22 protein-coding genes are annotated in these 24719 nt (G+C 71.2%); 16 read left to right on the forward strand and 6 right to left on the reverse strand.

What is annotated here, in order from left to right; all coding sequences use genetic code 11:
- Nucleotides 1-10: 10 nt before the first annotated feature.
- The gene (locus ACFXB5_RS19750; RefSeq protein ID WP_385209420.1) at nucleotides 11-553 is read right to left on the reverse strand and encodes an MOSC domain-containing protein; all 543 of its coding nucleotides are present in this window, start codon (nucleotides 551-553) and stop codon (nucleotides 11-13) included.
- Nucleotides 554-607: 54 nt separating this feature from the next.
- A complete protein-coding gene (locus tag ACFXB5_RS19755) occupies nucleotides 608-904 on the reverse strand; it encodes a hypothetical protein (protein WP_385209423.1) in 297 nt (98 codons plus the stop codon).
- Between the two features lie 44 nt (nucleotides 905-948).
- On the opposite strand from ACFXB5_RS19755, the gene holA reads away from it, so the two are divergent.
- Complete coding sequence (gene holA, locus ACFXB5_RS19760; protein WP_385209424.1) at nucleotides 949-1938, forward strand: DNA polymerase III subunit delta; 990 nt, start codon at nucleotides 949-951, stop codon at nucleotides 1936-1938.
- Nucleotides 1939-2059: 121 nt separating this feature from the next.
- Here holA and ACFXB5_RS19765 read toward each other — a convergent pair whose 3' ends face one another.
- Together ACFXB5_RS19765 and rpsT are read right to left on the reverse strand one after the other, a co-directional pair.
- On the reverse strand, nucleotides 2060-2917 hold the full coding sequence (locus ACFXB5_RS19765; RefSeq protein ID WP_385209426.1) for a hypothetical protein: 858 nt from the start codon (nucleotides 2915-2917) through the stop codon (nucleotides 2060-2062).
- 412 nt (nucleotides 2918-3329) lie between these two features.
- Nucleotides 3330-3596 carry a 30S ribosomal protein S20 gene (rpsT, locus tag ACFXB5_RS19770; protein ID WP_385209429.1) on the reverse strand — a complete coding sequence of 89 codons (267 nt, stop codon included), beginning with the start codon at nucleotides 3594-3596 and terminating at the stop codon, nucleotides 3330-3332.
- Nucleotides 3597-3861: 265 nt separating this feature from the next.
- On the opposite strand from rpsT, the gene lepA reads away from it, so the two are divergent.
- The 4 genes from lepA to hemW all read left to right on the forward strand — a co-directional run bounded on the left by lepA (nucleotide 3862) and on the right by hemW (nucleotide 11693).
- Entirely contained in the window at nucleotides 3862-5739 is a 1878-nt protein-coding gene (gene lepA / locus ACFXB5_RS19775; RefSeq protein WP_385209431.1) for a translation elongation factor 4, read from the forward strand.
- 246 nt (nucleotides 5740-5985) lie between these two features.
- On the forward strand, nucleotides 5986-7875 hold the full coding sequence (locus ACFXB5_RS19780) for an AMP-dependent synthetase/ligase (RefSeq protein ID WP_385209434.1): 1890 nt from the start codon (nucleotides 5986-5988) through the stop codon (nucleotides 7873-7875).
- Nucleotides 7876-8111: 236 nt separating this feature from the next.
- Entirely contained in the window at nucleotides 8112-10154 is a 2043-nt protein-coding gene (locus ACFXB5_RS19785; protein ID WP_385209437.1) for a SpoIIE family protein phosphatase, read from the forward strand.
- Nucleotides 10155-10460: 306 nt separating this feature from the next.
- The gene (gene hemW, locus ACFXB5_RS19790) at nucleotides 10461-11693 is read left to right on the forward strand and encodes a radical SAM family heme chaperone HemW (protein ID WP_385209440.1); all 1233 of its coding nucleotides are present in this window, start codon (nucleotides 10461-10463) and stop codon (nucleotides 11691-11693) included.
- Nucleotides 11694-11819: 126 nt separating this feature from the next.
- Here hemW and ACFXB5_RS19795 read toward each other — a convergent pair whose 3' ends face one another.
- Complete coding sequence (locus tag ACFXB5_RS19795; protein WP_385209443.1) at nucleotides 11820-12641, reverse strand: DUF3097 domain-containing protein; 822 nt, start codon at nucleotides 12639-12641, stop codon at nucleotides 11820-11822.
- A 120-nt stretch (nucleotides 12642-12761) separates the two neighbouring features.
- Entirely contained in the window at nucleotides 12762-13484 is a 723-nt protein-coding gene (locus ACFXB5_RS19800) for an MBL fold metallo-hydrolase (protein ID WP_210944891.1), read from the reverse strand.
- Nucleotides 13485-13648: 164 nt separating this feature from the next.
- On the opposite strand from ACFXB5_RS19800, the gene hrcA reads away from it, so the two are divergent.
- The 11 genes from hrcA to ACFXB5_RS19855 all read left to right on the forward strand — a co-directional run bounded on the left by hrcA (nucleotide 13649) and on the right by ACFXB5_RS19855 (nucleotide 24338).
- The gene (gene hrcA / locus ACFXB5_RS19805) at nucleotides 13649-14665 is read left to right on the forward strand and encodes a heat-inducible transcriptional repressor HrcA (protein WP_385209446.1); all 1017 of its coding nucleotides are present in this window, start codon (nucleotides 13649-13651) and stop codon (nucleotides 14663-14665) included.
- Nucleotides 14666-15799: a molecular chaperone DnaJ gene (gene dnaJ, locus ACFXB5_RS19810; RefSeq protein ID WP_385209449.1), complete on the forward strand. Its 1134-nt coding sequence runs from the start codon at nucleotides 14666-14668 to the stop codon at nucleotides 15797-15799.
- 182 nt (nucleotides 15800-15981) lie between these two features.
- On the forward strand, nucleotides 15982-17073 hold the full coding sequence (locus tag ACFXB5_RS19815; RefSeq protein WP_385209452.1) for a nitronate monooxygenase: 1092 nt from the start codon (nucleotides 15982-15984) through the stop codon (nucleotides 17071-17073).
- Entirely contained in the window at nucleotides 17070-17813 is a 744-nt protein-coding gene (locus ACFXB5_RS19820) for a 16S rRNA (uracil(1498)-N(3))-methyltransferase (RefSeq protein WP_385209455.1), read from the forward strand. The genes ACFXB5_RS19815 and ACFXB5_RS19820 overlap by 4 nt, the downstream gene beginning before the upstream one ends.
- Nucleotides 17814-17924: 111 nt before the next feature.
- Nucleotides 17925-18674 (forward strand): hypothetical protein, encoded by a 750-nt coding sequence (locus ACFXB5_RS19825; protein ID WP_385209458.1) that lies wholly within the window; start codon nucleotides 17925-17927, stop codon nucleotides 18672-18674.
- 77 nt (nucleotides 18675-18751) lie between these two features.
- Nucleotides 18752-19111 (forward strand): histidine triad nucleotide-binding protein, encoded by a 360-nt coding sequence (locus tag ACFXB5_RS19830; RefSeq protein ID WP_385209462.1) that lies wholly within the window; start codon nucleotides 18752-18754, stop codon nucleotides 19109-19111.
- 3 nt (nucleotides 19112-19114) lie between these two features.
- Nucleotides 19115-20035: a ribonuclease Z gene (locus tag ACFXB5_RS19835; protein WP_385209465.1), complete on the forward strand. Its 921-nt coding sequence runs from the start codon at nucleotides 19115-19117 to the stop codon at nucleotides 20033-20035.
- Between the two features lie 145 nt (nucleotides 20036-20180).
- A complete protein-coding gene (locus ACFXB5_RS19840) occupies nucleotides 20181-21293 on the forward strand; it encodes a carbohydrate kinase family protein (protein WP_385209468.1) in 1113 nt (370 codons plus the stop codon).
- Nucleotides 21294-21516: 223 nt separating this feature from the next.
- Nucleotides 21517-22521 (forward strand): PhoH family protein, encoded by a 1005-nt coding sequence (locus ACFXB5_RS19845; RefSeq protein ID WP_121824230.1) that lies wholly within the window; start codon nucleotides 21517-21519, stop codon nucleotides 22519-22521.
- A gap of 12 nt (nucleotides 22522-22533) precedes the next feature.
- Nucleotides 22534-23031 (forward strand): rRNA maturation RNase YbeY, encoded by a 498-nt coding sequence (gene ybeY / locus ACFXB5_RS19850; protein WP_020871394.1) that lies wholly within the window; start codon nucleotides 22534-22536, stop codon nucleotides 23029-23031.
- A complete protein-coding gene (locus ACFXB5_RS19855; protein ID WP_385209471.1) occupies nucleotides 23028-24338 on the forward strand; it encodes a hemolysin family protein in 1311 nt (436 codons plus the stop codon). Before ybeY ends, ACFXB5_RS19855 begins: the two co-directional genes overlap by 4 nt.
- Nucleotides 24339-24719 lie beyond the last annotated feature (381 nt).

The raw sequence follows: 24719 nt of genomic DNA on the forward strand, positions 1-24719 counted from the left end.
GGGGCCGCCCTCAGACGCGGTCCAGGAGGCGGTGGGGTTCGGCGGGGAGTTCGGCTTGGATCAGGTCGCCCGGACGGACGGTGCCGCCCTCCCGCACGATGCTCATGACTCCGGCCTTGCGGATGATGTTTCCGGCCTCGTCACGGCCGACGACCTGCTTCAGGAGGCCGTTCTGGAAGTGGTCGATCTGCAGACAGGGGTTGCGCAGGCCGGTGACCTCCAGCACTGCCTCGTCGCCGATGCGCAGCAGGGTGCCGACGGGGAGGGCGAGCAGGTCGATGCCGCGGGTGGTGATGTTCTCACCGAGGTCACCGGGCAGGACCTGGAAGCCCTCCGCACCGACCTCCGCGAAGAGTTCTTCGTGGATGAGGTGGACCTGGCGCAGATTCGGCTGGGTGGGGTCCTGGGCGACTCGGGAGCGGTGTTTGACCGTCACGCCCGCGTGGACGTCGCCCTCGACGCCGAGGCCGGTGAGCAGGGTGATGCTGTCCCGGTTCGGCTTGGTGAACGAGTACTCGCCGTTGCTGCTGACTGCCGTCACAGTCCCGCTCATCCTTGGAGCCCCCTCTTCCGTGACCACGGTTGGTCAGGACCCTAGTCCCGGACGCTATTCGGCCTCCAGCCAGCCGTCGTACTCGTCCGCGAGCGCGTCCAGCGCCGTCGGGTCCACCCGGCCGGCCGGGTCCTCGATCACCACCAGCCACTGGGCGTCCTCGGCGTCGTCCTCGCCCGCCAGGGCGTCCCGCACCAGCTGGGGCTCCTGGGTGATGCCGAAGCGCTCGGGGAGGGCCTGGGCCACCTCCTCCGCCGCGTCGCGGTCGGGGAGCACCAGGATGTGCCGGGCGTGCGGGGAGTGCGGGGCGCCGGTCGGTCCTTCATCGATCACCGGAGCATTGTCGGACATCCGGGCGGCGGGGCTGTCGGTGGTCCGTGGGATGCTGGACCGCGATGGCCAGGAAGACGACGTCCGACGATCCCCTCGCCCCGGTGACCCTCGCCGTGGGCCAGGAGGAGCTGCTGCTCGACCGCGCCGTGCAGCAGGTGGTGGTGGCCGCCCGCGCGGCCGACCCCGACACCGATGTGCGCGACCTCATGCCCGACGCGCTCCAGCCCGGCACCCTTGCCGAGCTGACCAGCCCCTCGCTCTTCGCGGAGCGCAAGGTCGTGGTGGTGCGCAACGCACAGGATCTGTCGGCCGACACGATCAAGGACGTGAAGGGCTACCTCGGCACCCCCGCCGAGGAGATCACCCTGGTGCTGCTGCACGCGGGCGGGGCCAAGGGCAAGGGGCTGCTCGACGCCGCCCGTAAAGCAGGGGCGCGCGAGGTCGCCTGCCCGAAGATGACCAAGCCGGCCGACCGGCTGGCGTTCGTACGGTCGGAGTTCCGCGCCACCGGCCGGTCCGCCACCCCCGAGGCCTGCCAGGCCCTGGTCGACGCCATCGGGAGCGATCTGCGCGAGCTGGCCAGCGCGGTCTCCCAGCTCGTGGCCGATGTCGAGGGCACGATCGACGAGGCCGTCGTCGCCCGCTACTACACCGGCCGTGCCGAGGCGTCCAGCTTCACCGTCGCCGACCGCGCCGTCGAGGGCCGCGCGGCCGAGGCGCTGGAGGCGCTGCGCTGGGCCGTCTCCACCGGAGTGCCGCCGGTGCTGATCACCAGTGCCCTGGCCCAGGGCGTCCGCTCCATCGGCAAGCTGGCCTCCGCGCCGCGCGGTGCCCGGCCCGGCGACCTCGCCCGTGAGCTGGGCATGCCGCCGTGGAAGATCGACCGGGTGCGGCAGCAGATGCGCGGCTGGTCGGCGGACGGCGTGGCGATCGCGCTGCGCGCCGTCGCCGAGGCCGACGCGGGGGTCAAGGGCGGCGGGGACGATCCGGAGTACGCCCTGGAGAAGGCCGTCGTCACGATCGCCCGAGCCGCCCGCGCAGGGCGCCGCTGACCGCAAGCCGGGCCCGCCGCTAACCGAAGGCCGGGCCCCGGGCCCGGGCCCCGGGCGTTGGCCGGGCGTCGGGCCCGTCGCGCACCCTGATCGGTGAATGTGATCGCTGTGTGTGGCTTCCTTACCCCTTCATCTTCTCCAGCGTCGCCTTCGCGCTCTTCTTGAGCATCTCGGTGGCCTCTTCCGGGGTCTTGGCCGAGGCGCTGGACGAGGTCGACACATACTCCGACCAGGTCGACTGATAGGTCATCCAGCCGTCCCGCACGGCGAGGATCACATAGGCGCCGGTGTTGGAGGTGCTGCTCTTGCTCTCCTGCCTCACCACATACGCCTCTTCGCCCAGCCCCCTGACCGGGCTCACCTGATAGCTGTAGGTGGACGTCTTCTGGTCCTCGTACGCCCGGTACTGGGCCTCGAACTCGGGGCCGGGGTCGGTCTTCTTGTGCAGCGACGCCGTTGTGTAGAGCCACACCGAGGAGTAGTCGCTGGTGCTCGCGCCGCTCGGCTCGAAGTCGATGTTGCAGGTCATCGAGTCCAGCGCGGGGTTCTCGGAGCTACTGTGCTGGGGGTTCGACGTCGAGCCGCTCTCGTCCTTCTGCTCGTACCCGGAGGCCTCAAAGGCATGGGAGTCCGTCGAGCCGCACAGATTGGTCGTATAGCGGTAGCCCGCGAGATCGGCCTCCGCCTCGCTCCCGTCGAAGCCTCCCGTGGCGAACAGCACCCCGGCCCAGACCGCCGAGGCGACGACGACCCCGCCCAGGCCCCACAGCCAGCCCTTGCCGCCACCCCCGGCCCCGCCCCCGGGGCCCATGGGAGGCACCCCGGGAGGCGTGCCCGGTGCGCCCATCGGGCCGTAGCCGCCGCCCAGCGGGATGGAAGGCATCGTCGGCTGGGCGTACGGATTGTGCTGGGACGGCTGGACCTGCGGCGGCTGGGTCTGCGGCGGCTGGACCTGGGGCGGCTGGGTCTGGGGCGGCACCTGCCCGTACGGACCGGGCGGTGGGCTCTGCGGTGGGCTTTGACCCGGCCCCTGCGGCGCGCTCTGCGCCGGGCTCTGCTGAGGCGGCTGAGGCGACTGAGGTGGTTGGGGCGGCTGCGGCGGCCCGTACGGATTGGGTGTTTCCCCCGGTGTCGGCATGACGTGAACATACCCGCATTGAGCGCGAAAGCCCCGCGCTGTCCTTGGGGAAAGGACAGGCGCGGGGCCTTCGCGTCGATCAAGTGCGCCGCACCCGCGTGGCGAACGCAGGCCGCGTGCGGCGCGGTGTCGCTGAAGGGGCTGAAGAGGCTCTCGGCTGCCGGTCGGAGCGGGTGAGAGGGACCGCTGTGTCCAAACCGGCCGGAGAGCGGCCCCGGAAGGCGTCAGCCTTCGAGGTCAGCTCCGGAAGGCGTCAGCCCTGGATGCTGGAGACCTGCTGGGCGAGCGCCGACTTCTTGTTGGCGGCGTTGTTCTTGTGCAGAACGCCCTTGCTGACGGCCCTGTCGAGCTTGCGCGAGGCGATGCGGATGGCCTCGGAGGCCTTCTCGGCGTCACCGGCGGCCACGGCCTCACGGGTGCGGCGGATGGCGGTCTTCAGCTCGGACTTGACCGCCTTGTTGCGCAGGCGCGCCTTCTCGTTCGTCTTGTTCCGCTTGATCTGGGACTTGATGTTCGCCACGTAAAAGCCTTCGCAGGTTCGTTGGGTTTCACTTGCTTCGTGTTGCGTCCGCGCCCATCGAGACATCCGTAAGGACGTCCACGAAGACCCCTGCGGAGATGTCCTCGGAGATCTCCGTGTAAGAGGGGGCACGAGACACAGTCGACCAGGTTACCAGCAGGGTCCATGGCGTCCCAAACCCGGAAGAGGTCGCCGTTCATGGGACCATGGACGGGACTGACCCAATACCGATAACACCGAGTCCCGCCTAGACACAGGACCCTGCGTGCCCGCGACCCCTACCAATGTGCCGGAGCCGAGCCGTACCGACCCGGCTCTGATCCGTAACTTCTGCATCATCGCGCACATCGACCACGGCAAGTCGACGCTCGCCGACCGCATGCTCCAGCTGACCGGTGTGGTTGATCAGCGGCAGATGCGTTCGCAGTACCTCGACCGCATGGACATCGAGCGCGAGCGCGGCATCACGATCAAGTCCCAGGCGGTCCGGCTGCCCTGGGCGCCGACGAAGGACGAGGGCGGCGAGCCCGCCACCCACATCCTCAACATGATCGACACCCCCGGCCATGTGGACTTCACCTATGAGGTCTCGCGCTCCCTCGCCGCGTGCGAGGGGTGCATCCTGCTGGTCGACGCGGCCCAGGGCATCGAGGCCCAGACCCTCGCCAATCTCTATCTGGCGATGGAGCACGAGCTCACGATCATTCCGGTCCTCAACAAGATCGACCTGCCCGCCGCCCAGCCCGAGAAGTACGCCGCCGAGCTCGCCCACCTCATCGGCTGCGACCCCTCCGATGTGCTGAAGGTCTCCGCCAAGACCGGCGAGGGCGTGGCCGAGCTGCTGAACCGGGTCGTCCAGCTGGTGCCGGCCCCGGTGGGTGTCCACGACGCTCCCGCCCGCGCGATGATCTTCGACTCCGTCTATGACGCCTACCGGGGCGTCGTGACCTATGTGAAGGTCGTCGACGGCACGCTCAGCAAGCGCGAGCGGATCAGGATGATGTCCACCGGCGCCGCCCATGAGCTGCTGGAGATCGGCACCAACTCACCGGAGATGACCCCCGCCGACGGGCTGTCCGTGGGCGAGGTGGGCTATCTGATCACCGGTGTGAAGGACGTCCGTCAGTCCAAGGTCGGTGACACGATCACCCAGGTCACAGGCGGTGCGAAGGAGGCTCTGGGCGGTTACAAGGACCCCAAGCCGATGGTGTTCTCGGGGCTGTATCCGCTGGACGGTTCGGACTACCCCGAGCTGCGCGAGGCCCTGGACAAGCTGCAGCTCAACGATGCCGCGCTGGTCTACGAGCCGGAGACCTCGGCCGCGCTCGGCTTCGGCTTCCGCGTCGGCTTCCTCGGGCTGCTGCACCTGGAGGTCATTCGTGAGCGCCTGGAGCGCGAATTCAATCTCGACCTGATCGCCACCGCGCCCAATGTGGTCTATCGGGTGGAGATGGAGGACGGCACCGAGCACACGGTGACCAACCCCAGCGAGTTCCCGGTGGGCAAGATCGACACAGTGCATGAGCCGGTCGTCCGGGGCACCATCCTCGCCCCGAGCGAGTTCATCGGCGCGATCATGGAGCTGTGCCAGAACCGCCGCGGCGTGCTGCTCGGCATGGACTACCTCTCCGAGGACCGGGTCGAGATCCGCTACACCCTGCCGCTCGCCGAGGTCGTCTTCGACTTCTTCGACCAGCTGAAGTCCAAGACCCGCGGCTATGCCTCGCTCGACTACGAGCCCACCGGTGAGCAGACCTCCGAGCTGGTCAAGGTCGACATCCTGCTGCACGGCGACAAGGTGGACGCGTTCTCGGCGATCACCCACAAGGACAAGGCGTACGCGTACGGCGTCCGGCTGGTCGCCAAGCTGCGCGAGCTCATCCCGCGGCAGAACTTCGAGGTGCCCATCCAGGCGGCCATCGGCTCCCGGGTGATCGCCCGGGAGACGGTCCGTGCCATCCGTAAGGACGTCCTCGCCAAGTGCTACGGCGGTGACATCTCCCGTAAGCGGAAGCTGCTGGAGAAGCAGAAGGAAGGCAAGAAGCGGATGAAGATGGTCGGCAACGTGGAGGTGCCGCAGGAGGCCTTCATCGCGGTGCTGTCCTCCGACTCCGACGGCAAGGACTCCAAGGCGAAGAAGTAGATCAAGGCGAAGAAGCGGATATCACCCGCCGGGACGGGAGGAACCGCCCGCCGGGGACAGTGCGGTCAGCGGGCCTGGCGTGATGGATGCGCCGGGCCCGTCGCCTTCCGGGGCTTCTCTCGGGCATCTCGTGAGAACAACGTGACCCGGCCCCCTTACGCCGTAAGGATTCGGCCCCTACCCTGATCACCTACTTGAAGGTTACTCGCGAGTCACCAAGCAATGATGCGGGCCCCGGAGGATGCCGTGACCGACACACAGAACCTGCTCGAGAACCGGCCGCCGTCCCTGGCGACGCACTTCCTCCAGCGCGTCGAGGCGACACCGGACAAGGAGGCGTACCGGTATCCGGTGCCTCCTGCCTCGGGCACGGGCCCCGATGAGTGGCGGCCGCTGACCTGGCGGGAAAGCGCGGATCGGGTCTTCGCCATCGCCGCCGGGCTGATCGATCTGGGCATCCGCCCCGAGGAGCGGGTGGCGCTGGCCTCCTCGACCCGCGTGGAGTGGATCCTGGCCGACCTCGGCGTGCTGTGCGCGGGCGCGGCCACCACCACGGTCTACCCGACCACCAACGCCGACGAGACCTCCTTCATCCTCTCCGACTCCGGCAGCCGAGTGCTGATCGCCGAGGACGCGGCGCAGCTCGTCAAGGTGCGGGCGCAGCGCGAGGAACTCCCCGAGCTGGCCCATGTGGTGGTGATCCAGGCCGATGACGCGGTCCCCGCCGCGGACGACCCCGAGGGCTGGGTGCTGTCGCTCACCGAGCTGGAGAAGCGGGGCGCGGCCCTGCTGGAACAGCGGCCGGACGCCGTACGGGAGCGGATGGACGCCCTGCGCAGCGATCAGCTGGCGACGCTCATCTACACCTCCGGTACCACCGGGCGCCCCAAGGGCGTACGCCTGGCGCATGACTCCTGGTCGTACATGGCCATTGTGATCGGCAATCAGGACGGACTGCTCTTCCCCGACGATGTGCAGTACCTGTGGCTGCCGCTCGCGCATGTCTTCGGCAAGGTGCTGACGGCGGGGCAGATCTACGTCGGCCACACCACGGCGGTGGACGGCCGGGTCGACAAGATCATCGACAATCTGCCGGTGGTCCGGCCGACCTATATGTGTGCCGTACCGCGGATCTTCGAGAAGGTCTACAACGGGGTGGCCCAGCGGGCGCGCGAGGGCGGCGGTGCCCAGTACAAGATCTTCCAGTGGGCGGCCGAGGTCGCCCGGGACTACGCCAGGGTCTCTCAGGACAACTTCCGCCGCACCGGCACCGCCTCCGTGCCCTTCGGCCTCCGGGCCCAGCACGCGGTGGCCGACAAGCTGGTCTACGGCAAGCTGCGCGAGGCGTTCGGCGGCCGGCTGCGGGCCGCGGTGTCCGGCTCCGCCGCGCTCGCGCCCGACATCGGCTACTTCTTCGCGGGCGCCGGGATCAACATCCTGGAGGGCTACGGTCTGACCGAGTCCAGCGCCGCCAGCTTCCTCAACCCGGCGGACTACCGCACCGGTACGGTCGGCAAGGCGTTCCCGGGCCTGGAGGTGCGGTTCGCCGAGGACGGTGAGGTGCTGCTGCGCGGCCCCGGCATCATGCAGGGCTACCACGGGCTGCCGGAGCTGACCGAGCAGGTGCTGGAGTCCGACGGCTGGTTCCACACCGGGGACATCGGCGAGCTGTCCCCCGACGGCTATCTGCGGATCACCGACCGCAAGAAGGACCTGATCAAGACCTCGGGCGGCAAGTACGTGGCCCCGGCGGAGGTCGAGGGCCAGTTCAAGGCGGTGTGCCCGTTCGTCTCCAACATCCTGGTGCACGGCGCCGACCGCAATTACTGCACCGCGCTGATCGCCCTCGACGAGCCCACGATCATGAAATGGGCGGGCGACCACGGCCTCGGCGGCAAGACCTATGCGGAGGTCGTGGACACCGATGAGGTGCGGGAGCTGATCGGCGGCCATGTGCAGCGGCTCAACGACGGGCTGCAGCGCTGGCAGACGATCAAGAAGTTCCGGCTGCTGCCCCGCGATCTGGACGTGGAGCACGGGGAGTTGACGCCCAGCCTGAAGCTCAAGCGCCCGGTCGTCGAGCGTGAGTACAAGGACCTGATCGAGGACATGTACGCGGGCGCGCGAGAGGTTTAACGGGCAAGGATACGACCCCGCACCGGATTTCAGGTTGACCGGCCCGCCGGACACATGAATTTTCCCCTTATCGCGGTTCACTTGCGTAACCCGGTGCATATGAGGGCGGTCCGTCTGTCACTCTGTCCGTGCCGGATACGGTTACGGATACGGCGTTATGACGGAGCTTCTTCAGGAGCCGCACAGTGGGGACGTCATCTTCTGCCACTTCTGGTGGTTCGGTTGAGGGCGGTGGGGTGGTTCTACCGGTCGGGGGTGGGGTCGGCCCCGTCCGTACCAGCGCATCGGCACGCGTCAGCCTGCCCTGCAGTCCGCTCGCGGCCTCGGCCGCGCGCCGGTTCGTCCGTGCCGCCCTCGCCGACTGGGCCGCGCTCGAGGTCCCGGCCGCCGACCGGGTCACCGACCAGGTGGCGGACGAGGCCGTACTGCTGGTGAGCGAGCTGGTCACCAACGCGGTGGTGCACGCCGGCACCGCCGTCGAGGTGAGCTGTGCGCTGGATGTGTCGGACCGCGAGGGCGAGCCACCGTCCCTGGTGGTGGAGGTGACCGATCACCATCCCACCCGGGTGGTGCGCGGCGATCCGCCGGACGCGGACGAGCCGCCGGAGTACGCCGGGGGCCACGGGCTGCGGCTGGTGGCCGAGATCGCCGAGTCCTGGGGGACGACCTACCGGCGGGCGACCAAGTCGGTGTGGTTCCAGATGGCGGTGGCGCCCACGGGCCCGGCCGCCGCGGGCGGCATGGGCTCGGCCTTCATGGACGCCGCGGCTGCCATGGACGCCATGGATGCCGTGGACCCGGTGAACGCGACCGCGGCCGGGCCGGACGGCGGCTTCGGGGCGGGGGTCGCCCCTGAGGGCCTGGGGCCCGGCGGTGAAGGCCGTAAGGAGGGCATCGAGATCGTCGCGCCCGCGCAGGGCCTCGTCCCGGTCCGCCGCGACCCCGAGTGGACCCAGCGCGGCGCGCTCGCCTTCCTCGCCGAGGCGTCCGATCTGCTGGCCGGGCAGTTCGACGAGGACATGGTGACCTCGCTCGCCGGACAGCTGCTGGTGCCCCGGCTCGCCGACTGGTGCGCGATCTGGCTCGACTCCACCAGCGGCCCGCCGCGGCTGGCCCGGGTCTGGCACGCCAGTGAGGGGCGCATCGAGGGCCTGCGGCAGGTGCTGGAGAAGGAGCCGCCCCATGTGCCCACCGCCGTCCGCGGCAGCGCCGTGGAGTGGCCCTGGCCGGCCGACCCCGCCGCGTACGGGCCCGGCGGCGCGGCCCTCGCGTGCCGGCTGGTGGCGGGCGGCCGTGCGCTCGGCACGCTGCTGCTGGGGCGGGCCGGGCTGGTGCGGATGCCGGCCGAAGTGGTCGGCCTGATCGAGGACTTCGCCCGCCGCGTCGCCCTGGCACTCGCCTCCGCCCGCCGCTACACCCGGCAGGCGACCATCAGCCGGGTGCTCCAGCGCGGGCTGCTGCCGTCCGTGATCCCGCGGATCCCCGGGGTCGAGTCGGCGGTGGTGTACGAGCCGACCGGCGAGATCTCCGCCGGGGGCGACTTCTACGACGTCTTCCCGGCCGGTGACGGCCGCTGGTGCTTCGTCCTGGGCGACGTCTGCGGGAACGGCCCGGAGGCGGCCGTGGTGACCGGCCTCGTCCGGCCCTGGCTGCGGCTGCTCGCCCGCGAGGGGTACGGCGTGGGAGAGGTCCTGGACCGCCTCAACCAGCTGCTGGGCGAGGAGGCGGTGGAGCAGGCCGTCGAGGGCGCCGCGGAGGCCGTGGTGGCCGGTGTGGAGGCCGTGGGAGGCCCCGCCGGGGTCGTGGAGCTGGTGGACGGCGGCCTGGTCGGAGGCGCGGGGCTGCCGCCGGGCGGCGGGGTCGCGCGGTTCCTGTCGCTGCTGTACGGGGAGCTGGAGCCGCTGGGCGACGGCCTGGGGGTGCGCTGCACACTGGCCAGCGCGGGGCATCCGCTGCCGCTGGTGCTGCGGCCCGACGGCGAGGTGCGCACGGTCGCGGCGCCGCAGATATTGCTGGGCGTCGTGGACGATGTGTCGTACGAGAGTGAATCGTTCGATCTGACGCCCGGGGAAACGCTGCTCTGTGTGACGGACGGGGTGACGGAGCACCGATCGGGCGACCGCCAGTTCGACGACGAGGACGGCCTGGCGGCGGCGTTCGCGCTGTGCGCGGGGCTGAGCGCGCGGCAGGTCGCGGAGCGGGTGCGCCGGGCGGTGGACGAGTTCGCGGCGGAGCCTCCGGATGACGACCTGGCGATGCTGGTCCTGAAGGTGCTCTAGGGGCGTCCGACGGATCGTGACGCCCCGCGGCGGCCCGTTCCCTGCCCCTTCCCGACACCTGACGCCATGCGGCTCCGCCGCGTGGCGGGGCTCCGCCGCGGGCCCCGGACCCGGGGCTCTGCCCCCAGACCTCGGACCCGGGGCTCCGCACCAAACCCTGGACCCGGGCGGGGAGGGGAAAACCTCGCTATGCGGCTTCCGCCGCGTGGTCCGCCGGATACCCCGTAGGCCCGGTCGCCGGGGCCGTGGCGTCCAGGCACCGTCTCGCGGTCCCGGGTGGCGCCGGTCGTGCCGGACAATGGGGGCATGCCTTCCGTATTGCCTGATGGTGAGCCCATGCCCGAGGACGGCGCACTGCCCGCGAGCGCTTTGGCGGGGGCGGAGCGGCGCCCGCTCGGGTTCTATCTGCATGTGCCGTACTGCGCCACCCGCTGCGGCTACTGCGATTTCAACACCTACACCGCCAGTGAGCTGCGCGGTTCCGGTGGGGTGCTCGCCTCGCGGGACAACTACGCCGAGCAGGTCGTCGAGGAGGTACGGCTGGCGCGGAAGGTGCTGGGGGACGACCCGCGGACCGTGGAGACCGTGTTCGTCGGCGGCGGGACCCCGACCCTGCTCGCGGCGGCGGACCTGGGGCGGATGCTCGCGGCGATCCGGGACGAGTTCGGGCTGGCCGAGGGGGCCGAGGTCACGACCGAGGCCAATCCGGAGTCGGTCGACCCGCGGTATCTGGCGGAGCTGCGGGAGGCGGGCTTCAACCGGATCTCCTTCGGGATGCAGAGCGCCCGCCAGCACGTCCTGAAGGTGCTGGACCGTACGCACACCCCGGGGCGCCCGGAGGCGTGTGTGGCCGAGGCGCGGGCGGCCGGATTCGGCCATGTGAACCTGGACCTGATCTACGGGACGCCCGGCGAGAGCGACGCGGACTGGCGGGCCTCCCTGGAGACGGCCCTCGGGGCGGGCCCGGACCATGTGTCGGCGTATGCGCTGATCGTGGAGGAGGGTACCCAGCTGGCGCGGCGGATCCGGCGCGGCGAGGTGCCGATGACCGACGACGATGTGCACGCGGACCGCTATCTGATCGCCGAGGAGACCCTGTCGGCTGCCGGGTTCGCCTGGTACGAGGTCTCCAACTGGGCCACCTCGCCCGCCGGGCGCTGCCGCCACAACGAGCTGTACTGGCGCGGCGCCGACTGGTGGGGCGCGGGCCCCGGCGCGCACAGCCACGTGGGCGGTGTGCGGTGGTGGAACGTGAAGCACCCCGGGGCATACGCACAGGCCCTGGGCGAGGGCCGGTCGCCCGGCGCGGGCCGGGAGCTGCTGTCCGCCGAGGAGCGCCGGGTGGAGCGGATCCTGCTGGAGCTGCGGCTGGTCGAGGGCTGCCCGCTGGAGCTGCTGCGCCCGGCCGGGGCGGCGGCCGCGGCACGGGCCCTGGAGGACGGCCTGCTGGAGCCGGAGCCGTACGGGCGCGGGCAGGCCGTGCTCACGCTCCGGGGGCGGCTGCTGGCGGACGCGGTGGTGCGGGACCTGGTGGACTGAGGCGGGGCCGTTAGCCCGTACGGGAGCCCATTAGTTCTTCGGGGAGCCATTCCCTTACGGAGGCCATCAGTCCCTTATGGCCGCCGTCAGCCCCTTACGGTGGCCATCAGCCTCTTACGGCGGCCGTCAGCTCTGTGGGGCCGTCACGAAGTCGATCAGTTCCTCGACCTTCCCCAGGAGTTCCGGCTGGAGGTCCTTGTAGGAGTGGACCGAGGACAGGATCCGCTGCCAGGCGGCGCCGGTGTTTTCCGGCCAGCCCAGGGCGCGGCAGACGCCCTTCTTCCAGTCCTGGCCGTGCGGCACCGTCGGCCAGGCCGGGATGGGGACGGAGGACGGCTTCACGGCCTCCCAGATGTCGATGTAGGGGTGGCCGAGGACCAGCACATGCTCGCCGGTGACCTGAGCGGCGATACGGGACTCCTTGGAGCCCGTCACCAGATGGTCGACGAGGACGCCGAGCCGGGCGTCCGGGCCGGGGGCGAAGTCGTCGACGATGGCGGGCAGGTCGTCGACGCCCTCCAGGTACTCCACGACGACGCCCTCGATGCGCAGATCGTCGCCCCAGACCCGCTCGACCAGCTCCGCGTCATGGCGACCCTCGACATAGATGCGCCCCGCGCGGGCGACCCTCGCACGTGCTCCCGGCACGGCGATCGATCCCGAGGCCGTGCGCCGGGGAGCGCTGGGGGCCGCCGCGCGCGGGCGTACGAGGGTGACGACACGCCCCTCGAGCAGAAAACCGCGCGGTTCCATGGGGAAGACGCGATGTTTGCCGAAGCGGTCCTCCAGAGTGACCGTCGGACCCTGGGCGGTCTTCTCGCAGCGGATCACGGCACCACAGAATCCGGTGGCGACCTCCTCCACGACGAGGTCCGGTTCGGCGGGGACCTCGGGGGCGGGCCGCTGCCGCTTCCAGGGCGGGGTCAGGTCCGGGTCGTACTGTCGCATTCGGGTGACGATAGCGCGCGGCGGCCACCCGCTCCCGCAGGCGCACAACTGGCCGGAGGACAGGGGGTGTCCGACGGGTCGATCCGCCGCACACCCCTAGGCGAATGACTAGAGCGACGGCTAGCCGGACACGCCGAAGCGGGCGGCCAGTTCGTCGCGTTGGGCCCTTACGAACGCGGCGTCCACGACGGAGCCGTGCCCCGGGACGTACCGCGCGTCCGCGCCGCCGAGGGCGAGCAGCCGGTCGAGCGCGGCGGGCCAGTGGCCGGGGATCGCGTCGGGCCCGGCCTGGGGCGTGCCGGACTCCTCCACCAGATCGCCGCAGAAGACCACCTCGGGCCGGCCGGGCACCAGAACGGCCAGGTCATGGGCGGTGTGGCCGGGCCCCACATTGGCGAGCAGCACCGTGCGGCCGCCGAGGTCGAGGCTGAGCTCCCCGCAGACCAGGTGGTGCGGGGAGGCCAGATGGTCCACGGCCTCGGTGGCGGCGTCCCGGTCCACCCCGTGGCGGATCGCGTCCTCCCGTAGCGTCTCCCGCTCACGGCGCAGCAGCTCGTCCAGTCCCGTGGCCCCGTAGACCTCGCAGCCCGCGAAGGCGGCCGAGCCCAGGACGTGGTCGAAGTGCGGATGGGTGAGCGCGATCCGGGTGGGGCGGCGGCCGGTCAGCCGGGTGATCCCGGAGCGCAGCTCGGCCCCGGCGCGCAGGGTCGCGCCGGTGTCCACGACGAGGATGTCGGTCCGGCCGACGACCACGCCGACCGTCTCGTCCCACTCCGGCATCCGACGGCGGGCCACACCGGGCGCGAGTCGCTCCCAGCCCGCCTCTTCCCAACACGTCTCCATACCGCGACGCTAGCTCAACGGGGATGGGGGAGAGTTGCTGCCAGCGGCGGCTCTTGCCCATGCCACCGCACCCCGCCGTACACTGGCTGAGGGGTTCTGGCACTCGTGCCCGGTGAGTGCCAGGCGGACGTCCTGATGAGACCGCTGGACTGGAGGTGCGCGGGGTGCTCAGCGAACGCAGACTCGAGGTGCTGCGTGCCATTGTCCAGGACTATGTGGGGACGGAGGAGCCGGTCGGCTCCAAGGCGCTCACCGAGCGGCACCGGCTGGGGGTCTCCCCGGCCACGGTGCGTAACGACATGGCCGCTCTGGAGGACGAGGGCTTCATCGCCCAGCCGCATACGAGCGCCGGGCGGATCCCCACGGACAAGGGCTATCGCCTCTTCGTGGACAAGCTGGCCGGAGTCAAGCCGCTGTCCAGCCCGGAGCGGCGGGCCATTCAGAACTTCCTGGACGGTGCGGTCGACCTCGACGACGTGGTGGGGCGCACGGTCCGGCTGCTGGCGCAGCTGACCCGGCAGGTGGCGGTGGTGCAGTATCCGTCGCTGACCCGTTCGACGGTGCGCCATGTGGAGCTGCTCCCGCTGGCCCCGGCCCGGGTGATGCTGGTGCTGATCACCGACACCGGCCGGGTGGAGCAGCGCATGGTCGACTGCCCCACCCCGGTCACCGAGGATTCGCTCGCCGATCTGCGCGCCCGGCTCAACAGCCGGGTCGTGGGGCGGCGTTTCGCGGATGTGCCGCAGTTGGTGCAGGATCTTCCGGAGTCCTTCGAACAGGAGGACCGGGGGACCGTCTCGATCGTACTGTCGACCTTGCTCGAGACGCTTGTGGAGGAGACCGAGGAGCGGCTGATGATCGGCGGCACCGCGAACCTCACGCGTTTCGTGCATGATTTCCCCCTGACGATCCGGCCCGTTCTGGAGGCACTCGAGGAGCAGGTCGTCCTCCTCAAGTTGCTGGGCGAGGCCAAGGACTCGGGTATGACCGTGCGGATCGGGCATGAGAATGTTCACGAGGGGCTCACAGCCACCTCGGTCGTCGCGGTCGGCTACGGTTCCGGCGACGAGGCGGTCGCCAAACTCGGCGTGGTCGGACCGACCCGCATGGACTACCCCGGAACGATGGGAGCGGTACGCGCAGTGGCACGTTACGTCGGACAGATCCTGGCGGAGTCGTAAGTGGCGACGGACTACTACGCAGTCCTGGGCGTGCCCCGTGATGCCTCGCAGGACCAGATCAAGAAGGCATTCCGGCGGCTCGCCCGCGAGCTGCATCCGGACGTGAACCCGGATCCGAAGACCCAGGAGCGGTTCAAGGAGATCAACGCCGCTTACGAGGTCTTGTCGGATCCGCAGAAGAAGCAGGTCTACGACCTGGGCGGGGACCCGAATGCCGGGCCGGGCGGCGGTGGCGCCGGCGGCTTCGGCGCGGGTTTCGGCAACTTCTCCGACATCATGGACGCGTTCTTCGGCACCGCCTCGCAGCGCGGTCCGCGTTCCAGGACCCGGCGTGGTCAGGACGCGATGATCCGGCTGGACGTGGAGCTCAGCGAGGCCGCGTTCGGGACCACCAAGGACATTCAGGTCGACACCGCGGTCGTCTGCACGACGTGCAGCGGCGAGGGCGCGGCGCCGGGCACCTCGGCGCAGACCTGTGACATGTGCCGTGGCCGCGGTGAGGTCTCCCAGGTGACGAGGTCCTTCCTGGGCCAGGTCATGACCTCGCGGCCGTGTCCCCAGTGCCAGGGCTTCGGCACCGTGGTGCCGACCCCGTGCCCGGAGTGCGCGGGCGACGGCCGGATCCGCTCGCGGCGCACCCTTACGGTGAAGATCCCCGCCGGTGTGGACAACGGCACCAGGATCCAGCTGGCCGGTGAGGGCGAGGTCGGACCGGGCGGCGGCCCGGCGGGCGACCTCTACGTGGAGATCCACGAGCTCCCGCACCCGGTCTTCCAGCGGCGCGGCGACGATATGCACTGCACGGTGACCATCCCGATGACAGCGGCGGCGCTGGGCACCAAGGTGCCGCTGGAGACGCTGGACGGCCTGGAGGAGGTCGACATCCGGCCCGGCACCCAGTCCGGCCAGTCGATCCCGCTGCACCAGCGCGGCATCACCCATCTGCGGGGCGGCGGCCGGGGCGATCTGATCGTGCATGTCGAGGTGACCACCCCGACCAAGCTGGACCCGGAGCAGGAGGAACTGCTGCGGCGGCTGTCCAAGCTGCGCGGTGAGGAGCGCCCGATCGGCGAGTTCAAGCCGGGGCAGCAGGGGCTGTTCTCGCGCCTGAAGGACGCGTTCAACGGGCGGTAGGCGCTTCGGCCGGGGGTACGGGGGTTGCCCCCCGGGGGGAGTGCGGCAAGCCGGGGCAGCAGGGGCTGTTCTCGCGCTTGAAGGACGCGTTCAACGGGCGGTAGGCGCTTCGGCCGGGAATCGGCTCGCGGCGCCCTTGATCCGGTGGTGAGCCGGTGCGGAGGGCATGACACGATGTGGCCATGTCCTCCGCGCTGACCGATCTTTACCGGTACCCGATCGTGCAGGCGCCGATGGCGGGTGGAGCCTCCTGCCCGCAGCTCGCCGCCACTGTCTCCGTAGCCGGTGGCCTCGGTTTCCTCGCCGCCGGCTACAAGACGCCGGAGGCGATGTATGAGGAGATCAAACAGCTGCGGGGGCTGACCGACCGGCCCTTCGGCATGAATCTGTTCATGCCGCAGCCGCCCAACCCCGACCCGGCCACCGTCGCGGCCTACGGCGAGCGGCTCGCGGGCGAGGCGGCCTGGTACGAGACCTTGCTGGGCGACCCGGAGTCGGGCTCGGACGACGCGTACGACGCCAAGCTGGCCGTGCTCCTCGACAACCCGGTCCCGGTCGTCTCGTTCACCTTCGGCTGCCCGACCCGCGCCGTCCTCGACGCCCTCGCCAAGGTCGGCACCCGTACGGTCGTGACCGTGACCTCGCCCGTCGAGGCGCAGACCGCTCAGTGGGCGGGCGCCGACGCCGTCTGTGTGCAGGGCGTCGAGGCGGGCGGCCATCAGGGCACGTACAGCAATGACCCGGCCGCGGACGGGATGGGTGTCGGGCTCGGGCTGCTGTCGTTGATCACGCTGGTCCGTGAGTACGTCCAGATCCCGATCATCGCGGCGGGCGGGATCATGCGCGGTTCGCAGATCGCCGCCGCGCTGTCCGCGGGGGCGGTCGCGGCCCAGCTGGGGACCGCGTTCCTGGTGTGCCCCGAGTCCGGGGCGAACGCCCTGCACAAGCAGGCGATGACGGATCCGCTGTTCGGCCGCACCGAGCTGACCCGCGCCTTCTCCGGGCGCCCGGCCCGGGGCCTGGTCAACCGCTTCATGCGCGAGCACGGCCCGTACGCGCCCGCCGCCTACCCCCAGCTGCACCACATGACCTCCGGCCTCCGTAAGGCGGCCGCGAAGGCGGGCGACCCCCAGGGGATGGCGCTGTGGGCCGGGCAGGGCCACCGGCTGGCGCGTGACCTGCCCGCCGCGCGGCTGGTGGAGACGCTCGCGGGGGAACTCGACGCGGCGCGGGCCGCGTTGGGGCTTCAGCCCCAGCGGGGTGCGGTGTCGTGACCGCCCCGGTGTTCGTGGCCGACTCCCTGGCGGGGGCGGCCGCTGGGGGCCGGGTCCGGCTGGAGGGCCCGGAGGGGCGCCACGCGGTGTCCGTAAGGCGGCTGCGCGTCGGTGAGCCAGTGGTGCTGACGGACGGTCACGGTACGGGCGTCCAGGGCACCGTGGTGGCGGTCGAGGGCAAGGACCGGCTCGAGGTCGCGGTGGACGAGGTGCGCCGGGAGGCAGCCCCGGACCCGAGGATCACCGTCGTCCAGGCGCTGCCCAAGGGCGACCGGGGTGAGCTGGCGGTGGAGACCATGACGGAGACCGGCGTGGACGCCGTTGTGCCGTGGTCGGCCGCCCGCTGCATCACCCAGTGGAAGGGCGAACGCGGTCTCAAGGCGCTCGGCAAGTGGCGGTCGACCGCGCGCGAGGCGGGCAAGCAGTCCCGTCGGCTGACCTTCCCCGAGGTCACGGACGCGATGACCACCCGGCAGGTTGCCCGGCTTCTCGCCGAAGCCCAATTCGCCGCCGTGCTGCACGAGGAGGGCGGGGAACCGCTCGCGACCGCCCAACTGCCCGCCAGTGGCGAGATCGTGCTGGTCGTCGGGCCCGAAGGGGGCGTGTCCCCCGAGGAGTTGGCGTCCTTCGCCGAGGCGGGCGCGCGGCCGTACCGGCTGGGCCCGAGCGTGCTGCGCACCTCCACGGCGGGAACGGCGGCCGCCGCGCTGCTGCTCGGCCGCACCGGCCGCTGGGGGTGAGAGGCCCCTTCGGGGTCCCTCGCCGGGTGCGCCCGCACCTGGCCGAGGACGGCCTTCCGGTTCGCTCCGGCCGATGGGAACCTACCCCCTATGGGGGTATTGAGCCAGGCAATGAGGGCAGGACGGGCACGGCAGGCACGGCAGGCACGGCGGATAAGTCGGGGACGGACGCTCTTCGCCGTCGCGGCGGTCGGCGCGGTGGCGGTCGCGGTGACGGCATGTGAGCCGACCGGCGGCGGCATCAGCTCCGTGACGGTCGCGATCACCACGGACCAGGTCGCCACCGAGGCGCTGGAGCGGGGCGGTGTCGGCGTCCGCTGGATGAGCTGCAACGCCGAGTTCAGGAACGGCCGTACGGCGGGTGCCGCCTCGCCCTCGCAGAGCGAGCGGGCCGGGGAGACCGACGCACGGGTGGACTGCCACGGCAGGACCGACAACGACAAGGACGTCAGGGTCAGGGGCCGGGTCACCTACGTCCGGGCGGACCACTGTGTCCGGGGCGACTTGACCGGCCAGGTGGACGGCCGGAAGGTCTTCGAGGCGAATGTGATCGGGGAGTGCCAGGGCGGCGGCCGGGACACCGAGAGCCCCCGGCCGACCCGCAGTCCGCCCTGGGAGCACCGGACCACGGAGGCCCCTGAGCCGACCCGTAGCCATCCTTGGGAGCACCGGACGACCGAGGCCCCTGAGCCGACCCGCAGCCACCCTTGGGAGCACCGGACCACGGAGGCTCCCGAGCCGACCCGTAGCCATCCCTGGGAGCATCCGTCCACCGAGGGCGGCGCCGGTCAGGTCGGTGCCGGCGACGGCGCCGGTGAGGACGGTAAGGGCGGCACCGGGGGCGGCGGCCGGAGCGAATAGCCCGCGATCGCTTCCGTCGCCAGGCCCTCCCGGTACCATCCGGACCGTACGTGCCGACGATCCCTGAGGAGCCACCGGTGGCGGGAGAACCGCAGGCGGACTGCCTGTTCTGCAAGATTGTGTCGGGGGAGGTGCCGGCCACCGTCGTCCGGGAGACGGACACCACCGTCGCCTTTCGCGACATAAACCCCCAGGCGCCCACGCACGTCCTGGTGATCCCCAAGGTGCACCACCCGGACGCCGCCTCCCTCGCGGCGGCCGATCCGCAGGCCACCGCGGATGTGCTGCGCGAGGCGGGCGCGGTCGCCACGGACGAGAAGCTCGACGAGACGGGCTACCGCGTGGTGTTCAACACCGGCTCCGGCGCCGGTCAGACCGTCTTCCACGCGCATGCTCACGTCCTGGGCGGCCGCGGGCTCAACTGGCCCCCCGGATAACCCTTGTCCGCGCGGGAACTGATCGTCCTCGGCACCGCCAGCCAGGTGCCGACCCGGCACCGCAACCACAACGGCTATCTGCTGCGCTGGGACGGCGAGGGCCTGTTGTTCGACCCCGGCGAGGGCACCCAGCGCCAGATGGTGCGGGCCGGGGTCGCCGCCCATGACATCGACCGGATCTGCGTCACCCACTTCCACGGGGACCACTCCCTGGGCCTGGCCGGGGTGATCCAGCGGATCAACCTCGACCGGGTGCCGCACCGGGTGACCGCCCACTACCCGGCGAGCGGACAGCGGTTCTTCGAGCGGCTGCGGTACGCGACCGCCTACCACGAGACGGTGGCGCTGACCGAGGAGCCGGTCGCCGGTGACGGCGCGGTGCTGGCCCGCACCCCCGCGTACACGCTGGAGGCGGCCCGGCTCTCGCACCCCGTCGAGTCCTACGGCTATCGCCTGATCGAACCGGACGGCCGCAGGATGCTGCCCGAGCGGCTCGCCGCGCTCGGCGTCCGCGGCCCGGAGATCGGCCGGCTCCAGCGGGATCGGGTGCTGGAGGTCGCGGGGCGCACGGTGGCGCTCGAGGAGGTCAGCGAGGTGCGCCGGGGGCAGCGCTTCGCGTTCGTCATGGACACCCGGCTGTGCGACGGCGCCGACGCCCTGGCGCAGGGGTGCGATCTGCTGGTCATCGAGTCGACCTTCCTGGACGAGGAGGAGGCCCTGGCCGTCGAGTACGGGCATCTGACCGCCGGGCAGGCGGCCCGGCTCGCCGCCGGGGCGGGGGTGCGGCACCTGGTGCTGACGCACTTCTCGCAGCGCTACGGCGACCCCTCCGAATTCGAGCGCCAGGCGCGGGACGCGGGGTTCGACGGAGAGCTCACGGTCGCCCAGGACCTGATGACGGTGGCGCTGCCCAAACGGCGCTGAGGGCGGCCCGGCGCGGGCCGCCGGAACCGATGACCGCCAAGGGTGACGGTGGGCCGGACCCCGACCCGTTGTCGGTGCCATCGTGCACACTGGCCGCACCCGCGTCCGGCGGCGGAGGCGGACCGGCAAGACCTGGGAGAGCGCGGTGACGACACACGACGGCGACAAGCTCACGGCGGGCTACCACCTGCTCGACCCGCTCGCGGACGTGCGCCGCCCCGGCGACGCGGACTGCGACGTCTATCTCACCGGCACGGTCTTCCTGGACATCATCTTCACCGGTCTTGACAGCGCCCCCGTCCGCGGCACCGAGTCCTGGGCCCGCGGCATGGGGTCGAGCCCCGGCGGCGTCGCCAATATGGCCACCGCGCTGGCCCGGCTCGGCCTGCGCACCTCGCTCGCCGCCGCCTTCGGCGACGACCACTACGGGGACTACTGCCGGGACGCCCTGGACCACGGCGAGGGCATCGATCTCTCGCTCTCCCGCACGATCCCCGGCTGGCACTCCCCGGTGACCGTCTCCATGGCCTACGAGGGCGAGCGGACCATGGTCTCGCACGGCCATGAGGCCCCGCCGCCCGAGGAGCCCGCGCCCAGCTGCCCGCCCCCGGCCCGCGCCGCCGTGGCCTCCCTGGTGCCCGGCCGGGGCCAGGGGTGGGTCGCCGAGGCCGCCCGCCGCGGCAGCAGGGTCTTCGCGGACGTCGGCTGGGACGACACCGGCCGCTGGGACCCGGCCGACCTCACCGAGCTGGAGCACTGCGAGGCGTTCCTGCCCAACGCCGAGGAGGCGATGCGCTACACCCGCACCGACTGCCCGCGCGCCGCCGCCCATGCCCTGTCCGACCTGGTCCCGCTGGCCGTCGTCACGCTCGGCTCCGAGGGGGCGTACGCGGTCGACGGCCGCACCGGCGAGACCGCCGAGGTGCCCGCGATCTCCGTGGAGGCGCTGGACCCGACCGGGGCCGGGGATGTGTTCGTCGCCGGTTTCGTCACCGGCACGCTCGCCGGGTGGCCGCTCGCCGACCGGCTGGCCTTCGCCGGGCTGACCGCCGCGCTGTCGGTGCAGGAGTTCGGCGGCTCGCTGTCGGCGCCCGGCTGGGTCGAGATCGCCGCCTGGTGGCAGCACGCCCGCGCCTACGACGACCAGCCCGCCCGCGCGCTGCGCCGCTATGCCTTCCTGGACCGGCTGCTCCCGGCCGCCGCCCGCCCGTGGCCGCTGCGCCGGGCCGTCCCGACGATCGGTTTCCGCCAGGCGTAGCTCGGGGGCGGGCCCGAGGGTAGCGCCGGTCCGGGCCTGGCGCTCGAGCCCCGGTCCCTGGATCATCAGGGGGCGCGGAGGCCCCGGGTGAGCGGGTCGATGAGCGGATAGGAGTAAAAGGGCTCGGGTGTTGTCGGTGCTCCGTCGTACCCTTGGAACCCAAGGTTGTCGAGCGGCGAGAACCCTTGTATCAGGAGGTAGAAGCAGGCCAGAGAGCCGGCCCATGACGCAACCAACCACAGCACCGCAGGCGCATGCGCAGTTCACGGTCCCGAACAAGCACCCCATGGTCATGGTCCTGGGATCCGGTGACGCGCTGCTCCGTGTTATCGAGAACGCGTTCCCGGCAACCGATATTCATGTACGGGGCAACGAAGTCAGCGCCACCGGGGACCCGAAGGAAGTAGCCCTGGTCCAGCGTCTGTTCGATGAGATGATGCTGGTGCTCCGCACCGGTCAACCGATGACGGAGGATGCGGTGGAGCGCTCGATCTCCATGCTGCGCGCGGCTGAGAACGGCGAGAGCGGGGTGCAGGAGACGCCCGCCGAGGTGCTCACTCAGAACATCCTCTCCAACCGCGGCCGGACCATCCGTCCCAAGACGCTCAACCAGAAGCGCTATGTCGACGCCATCGACAAGCACACGGTCGTCTTCGGTATCGGCCCCGCGGGCACCGGCAAGACCTATCTCGCCATGGCCAAGGCGGTCCAGGCACTGCAGTCCAAGCAGGTCAACCGGATCATCCTCACCCGGCCCGCGGTCGAGGCGGGGGAGCGGCTCGGCTTCCTGCCCGGCACCCTCTACGAGAAGATCGACCCGTATCTGCGGCCGCTCTACGACGCGCTGCACGACATGCTCGACCCCGACTCGATCCCGCGCCTGATGGCCGCGGGCACGATCGAGGTCGCGCCGCTGGCGTACATGCGTGGCCGTACGCTCAATGACGCGTTCATCATCCTCGACGAGGCCCAGAACACGAACCCCGAGCAGATGAAGATGTTCCTCACCAGGCTCGGCTTCGACTCCAAGATAGTGATCACGGGCGACATCACCCAGATCGACCTCCCCGGCGGGACCAAGAGCGGTCTGCGCCAGGTGCGGGAGATCCTGGACGGCGTCGAGGATGTTCACTTCTCCATGCTCACCAGCACCGATGTGGTCCGTCACAAGCTGGTCGGCCGGATCGTCGACGCATACGACCAGTACGACAGCCGCAACGGAAAGTAACCGCGAACCCCCATGGCGATCGACGTCAACAACGAATCCGGTACCGATATCGACGAGCGGGCGGTCCTGGACATCGCCCGCTACGCGCTCGCCCGGATGCGTATCCACCCGCTCTCCGAGCTCTCGGTGATCGTCGTCGACGCCGACGCCATGGAGCAGCTGCACATCCAGTGGATGGATCTGCCGGGTCCGACCGATGTCATGTCCTTCCCGATGGACGAGCTGCGCCCGCCGGCCAAGGACGACGAGGAGCCCCCGCAGGGCCTCCTCGGGGACATCGTGCTCTGCCCCGAAGTGGCCAAGAAGCAGGGGGAGGAGGCGCCGACCGGGCACTCCATGGACGAGGAGCTCCAACTGCTCACCGTCCACGGCGTCCTCCACCTCCTCGGCTATGACCACGAGGAGGCGGACGAGCGCGCCGAGATGTTCGGCCTCCAGGCCGCCATCGTCGACGGCTGGCGCGCGGAGCAGGGCGTCACCGGCCCCTCCCCGGCCCCCACCGTCCGATGAGCGCGCAGCTCGTCACCGCGGCCGTCCTGCTGGTCGTGGTGGCCTGGCTGGCCGCCTGCGCGGAGGCCGGTCTGGCCCGCACCACCCGGTTCCGGGCCGAGGAGGCCGTGCGCTCCGGGCGCCGGGGCAGCGCCAAGCTGATGCTCGTCGCCGAGGACCCCACCCGCTATCTCAATGTGGCGCTGCTGGTCCGGGTCGCCTGCGAGGTCGCGGCGGGCGCGGTCGTCACGTTCGCGAGCCTGCGCGAGTTCCACGAGACCTGGAAGGCGCTGACCGTCGCGATCGGCGTGATGGTCCTGGTGTCGTACGTGGCCGTCGGCGTCTCCCCGCGCACCATCGGCGCCCAGCATCCGCTCAACACCGCGACCGTCGCCGCCTATGTGCTGATCCCGCTGGCCCGGGTCATGGGCCCCATCCCGCCGCTGCTGATCCTCCTGGGTAACGCGCTCACGCCCGGCAAGGGCTTCCGTAAGGGCCCGTTCGCCTCCGAGGCCGAGCTGCGCGCCCTGGTGGACCTCGCCGAGCAGGAGTCGCTGATCGAGGACGAGGAGCGGCGCATGGTCCACTCCGTCTTCGAGCTCGGTGACACCCTGGTGCGCGAGGTGATGGTGCCGCGCACCGACCTCGTGGTCATCGAGCGCTTCAAGACCATCCGGCAGGCCCTCACCCTCGCGCTGCGCTCCGGCTTCTCCCGGATCCCGGTCACCGGGGAGAACGAGGACGACATCGTCGGGATCGTCTACCTCAAGGACCTGGTCCGCAAGACGCACATCAACCGCGAGGCCGAGACCGAGCTGGTCTCCACCGCGATGCGGCCCGCCGCCTTCGTCCCGGACACCAAGAACGCGGGCGATCTGCTGCGCGAGATGCAGCAGGATCGCAACCACGTGGCCGTGGTGATCGACGAGTACGGCGGCACGGCGGGGATCGTCACCATCGAGGACATCCTCGAGGAGATCGTCGGCGAGATCACCGACGAGTACGACCGCGAGCTGCCGCCCGTCGAGGACCTCGGCGACGGCACCCACCGGGTGACCGCCCGGCTCGCCCTGGGCGACCTCGGCGAGCTGTACGGCACGGATCTGGAGGACGAGGACGTCGAGACGGTGGGCGGGCTGCTCGCCAAGGCGCTGGGCCGGGTGCCGATCGCGGGCGCCAAGGCCGAGGTGGACGTCCCCGAGGGCGGCCTGGACCCCGCGCTCAAGGCGCTGCGGCTGACCGCCGAGTCCCCGGCGGGCCGCCGCAACCGCATCGTCACGGTGCTGGTCGAGCCGGTCCGCGAAACCGCCGTGGCCGAGCCGGAGTAGGCCCCGCACAAGCCGTGACGCGGCCCCGTCCACACCCCGTGGGCGGGGCCGCCCTGTGCTCCGGCCCCGGCCCCGGCCCGCACCGCGCTCCGGCCCGGCCCGCCTCCCGCGCTCCCGCCGTACGCGCCGGGGCGCGGCACCCGCCCGCACGACGGCGGGCCGTCGCGCCAGCGCATCGGTAACGCGCGGCCCGCGCTGCGCCATCTGGGTGGAATAGCCGTCCGCTCCCTGGCTCATCTGGCGTAGGCGCCCGCTTACTTGCAGATACCGACTGGTGGGTCGCCCATACCTCTGTCGGGGGACAGTCGGCCTCTCTGCTTTGACGTAGACAGGTCGGCCGTATGGGCACCCCCGCACAGAGGCTAATGCTCTTCGCGGCCT

Origin of the sequence: Streptomyces sp. NPDC059455 (assembly GCF_042750115.1) — a bacterium.
GTDB lineage: Bacteria > Actinomycetota > Actinomycetes > Streptomycetales > Streptomycetaceae > Streptomyces > Streptomyces endocoffeicus.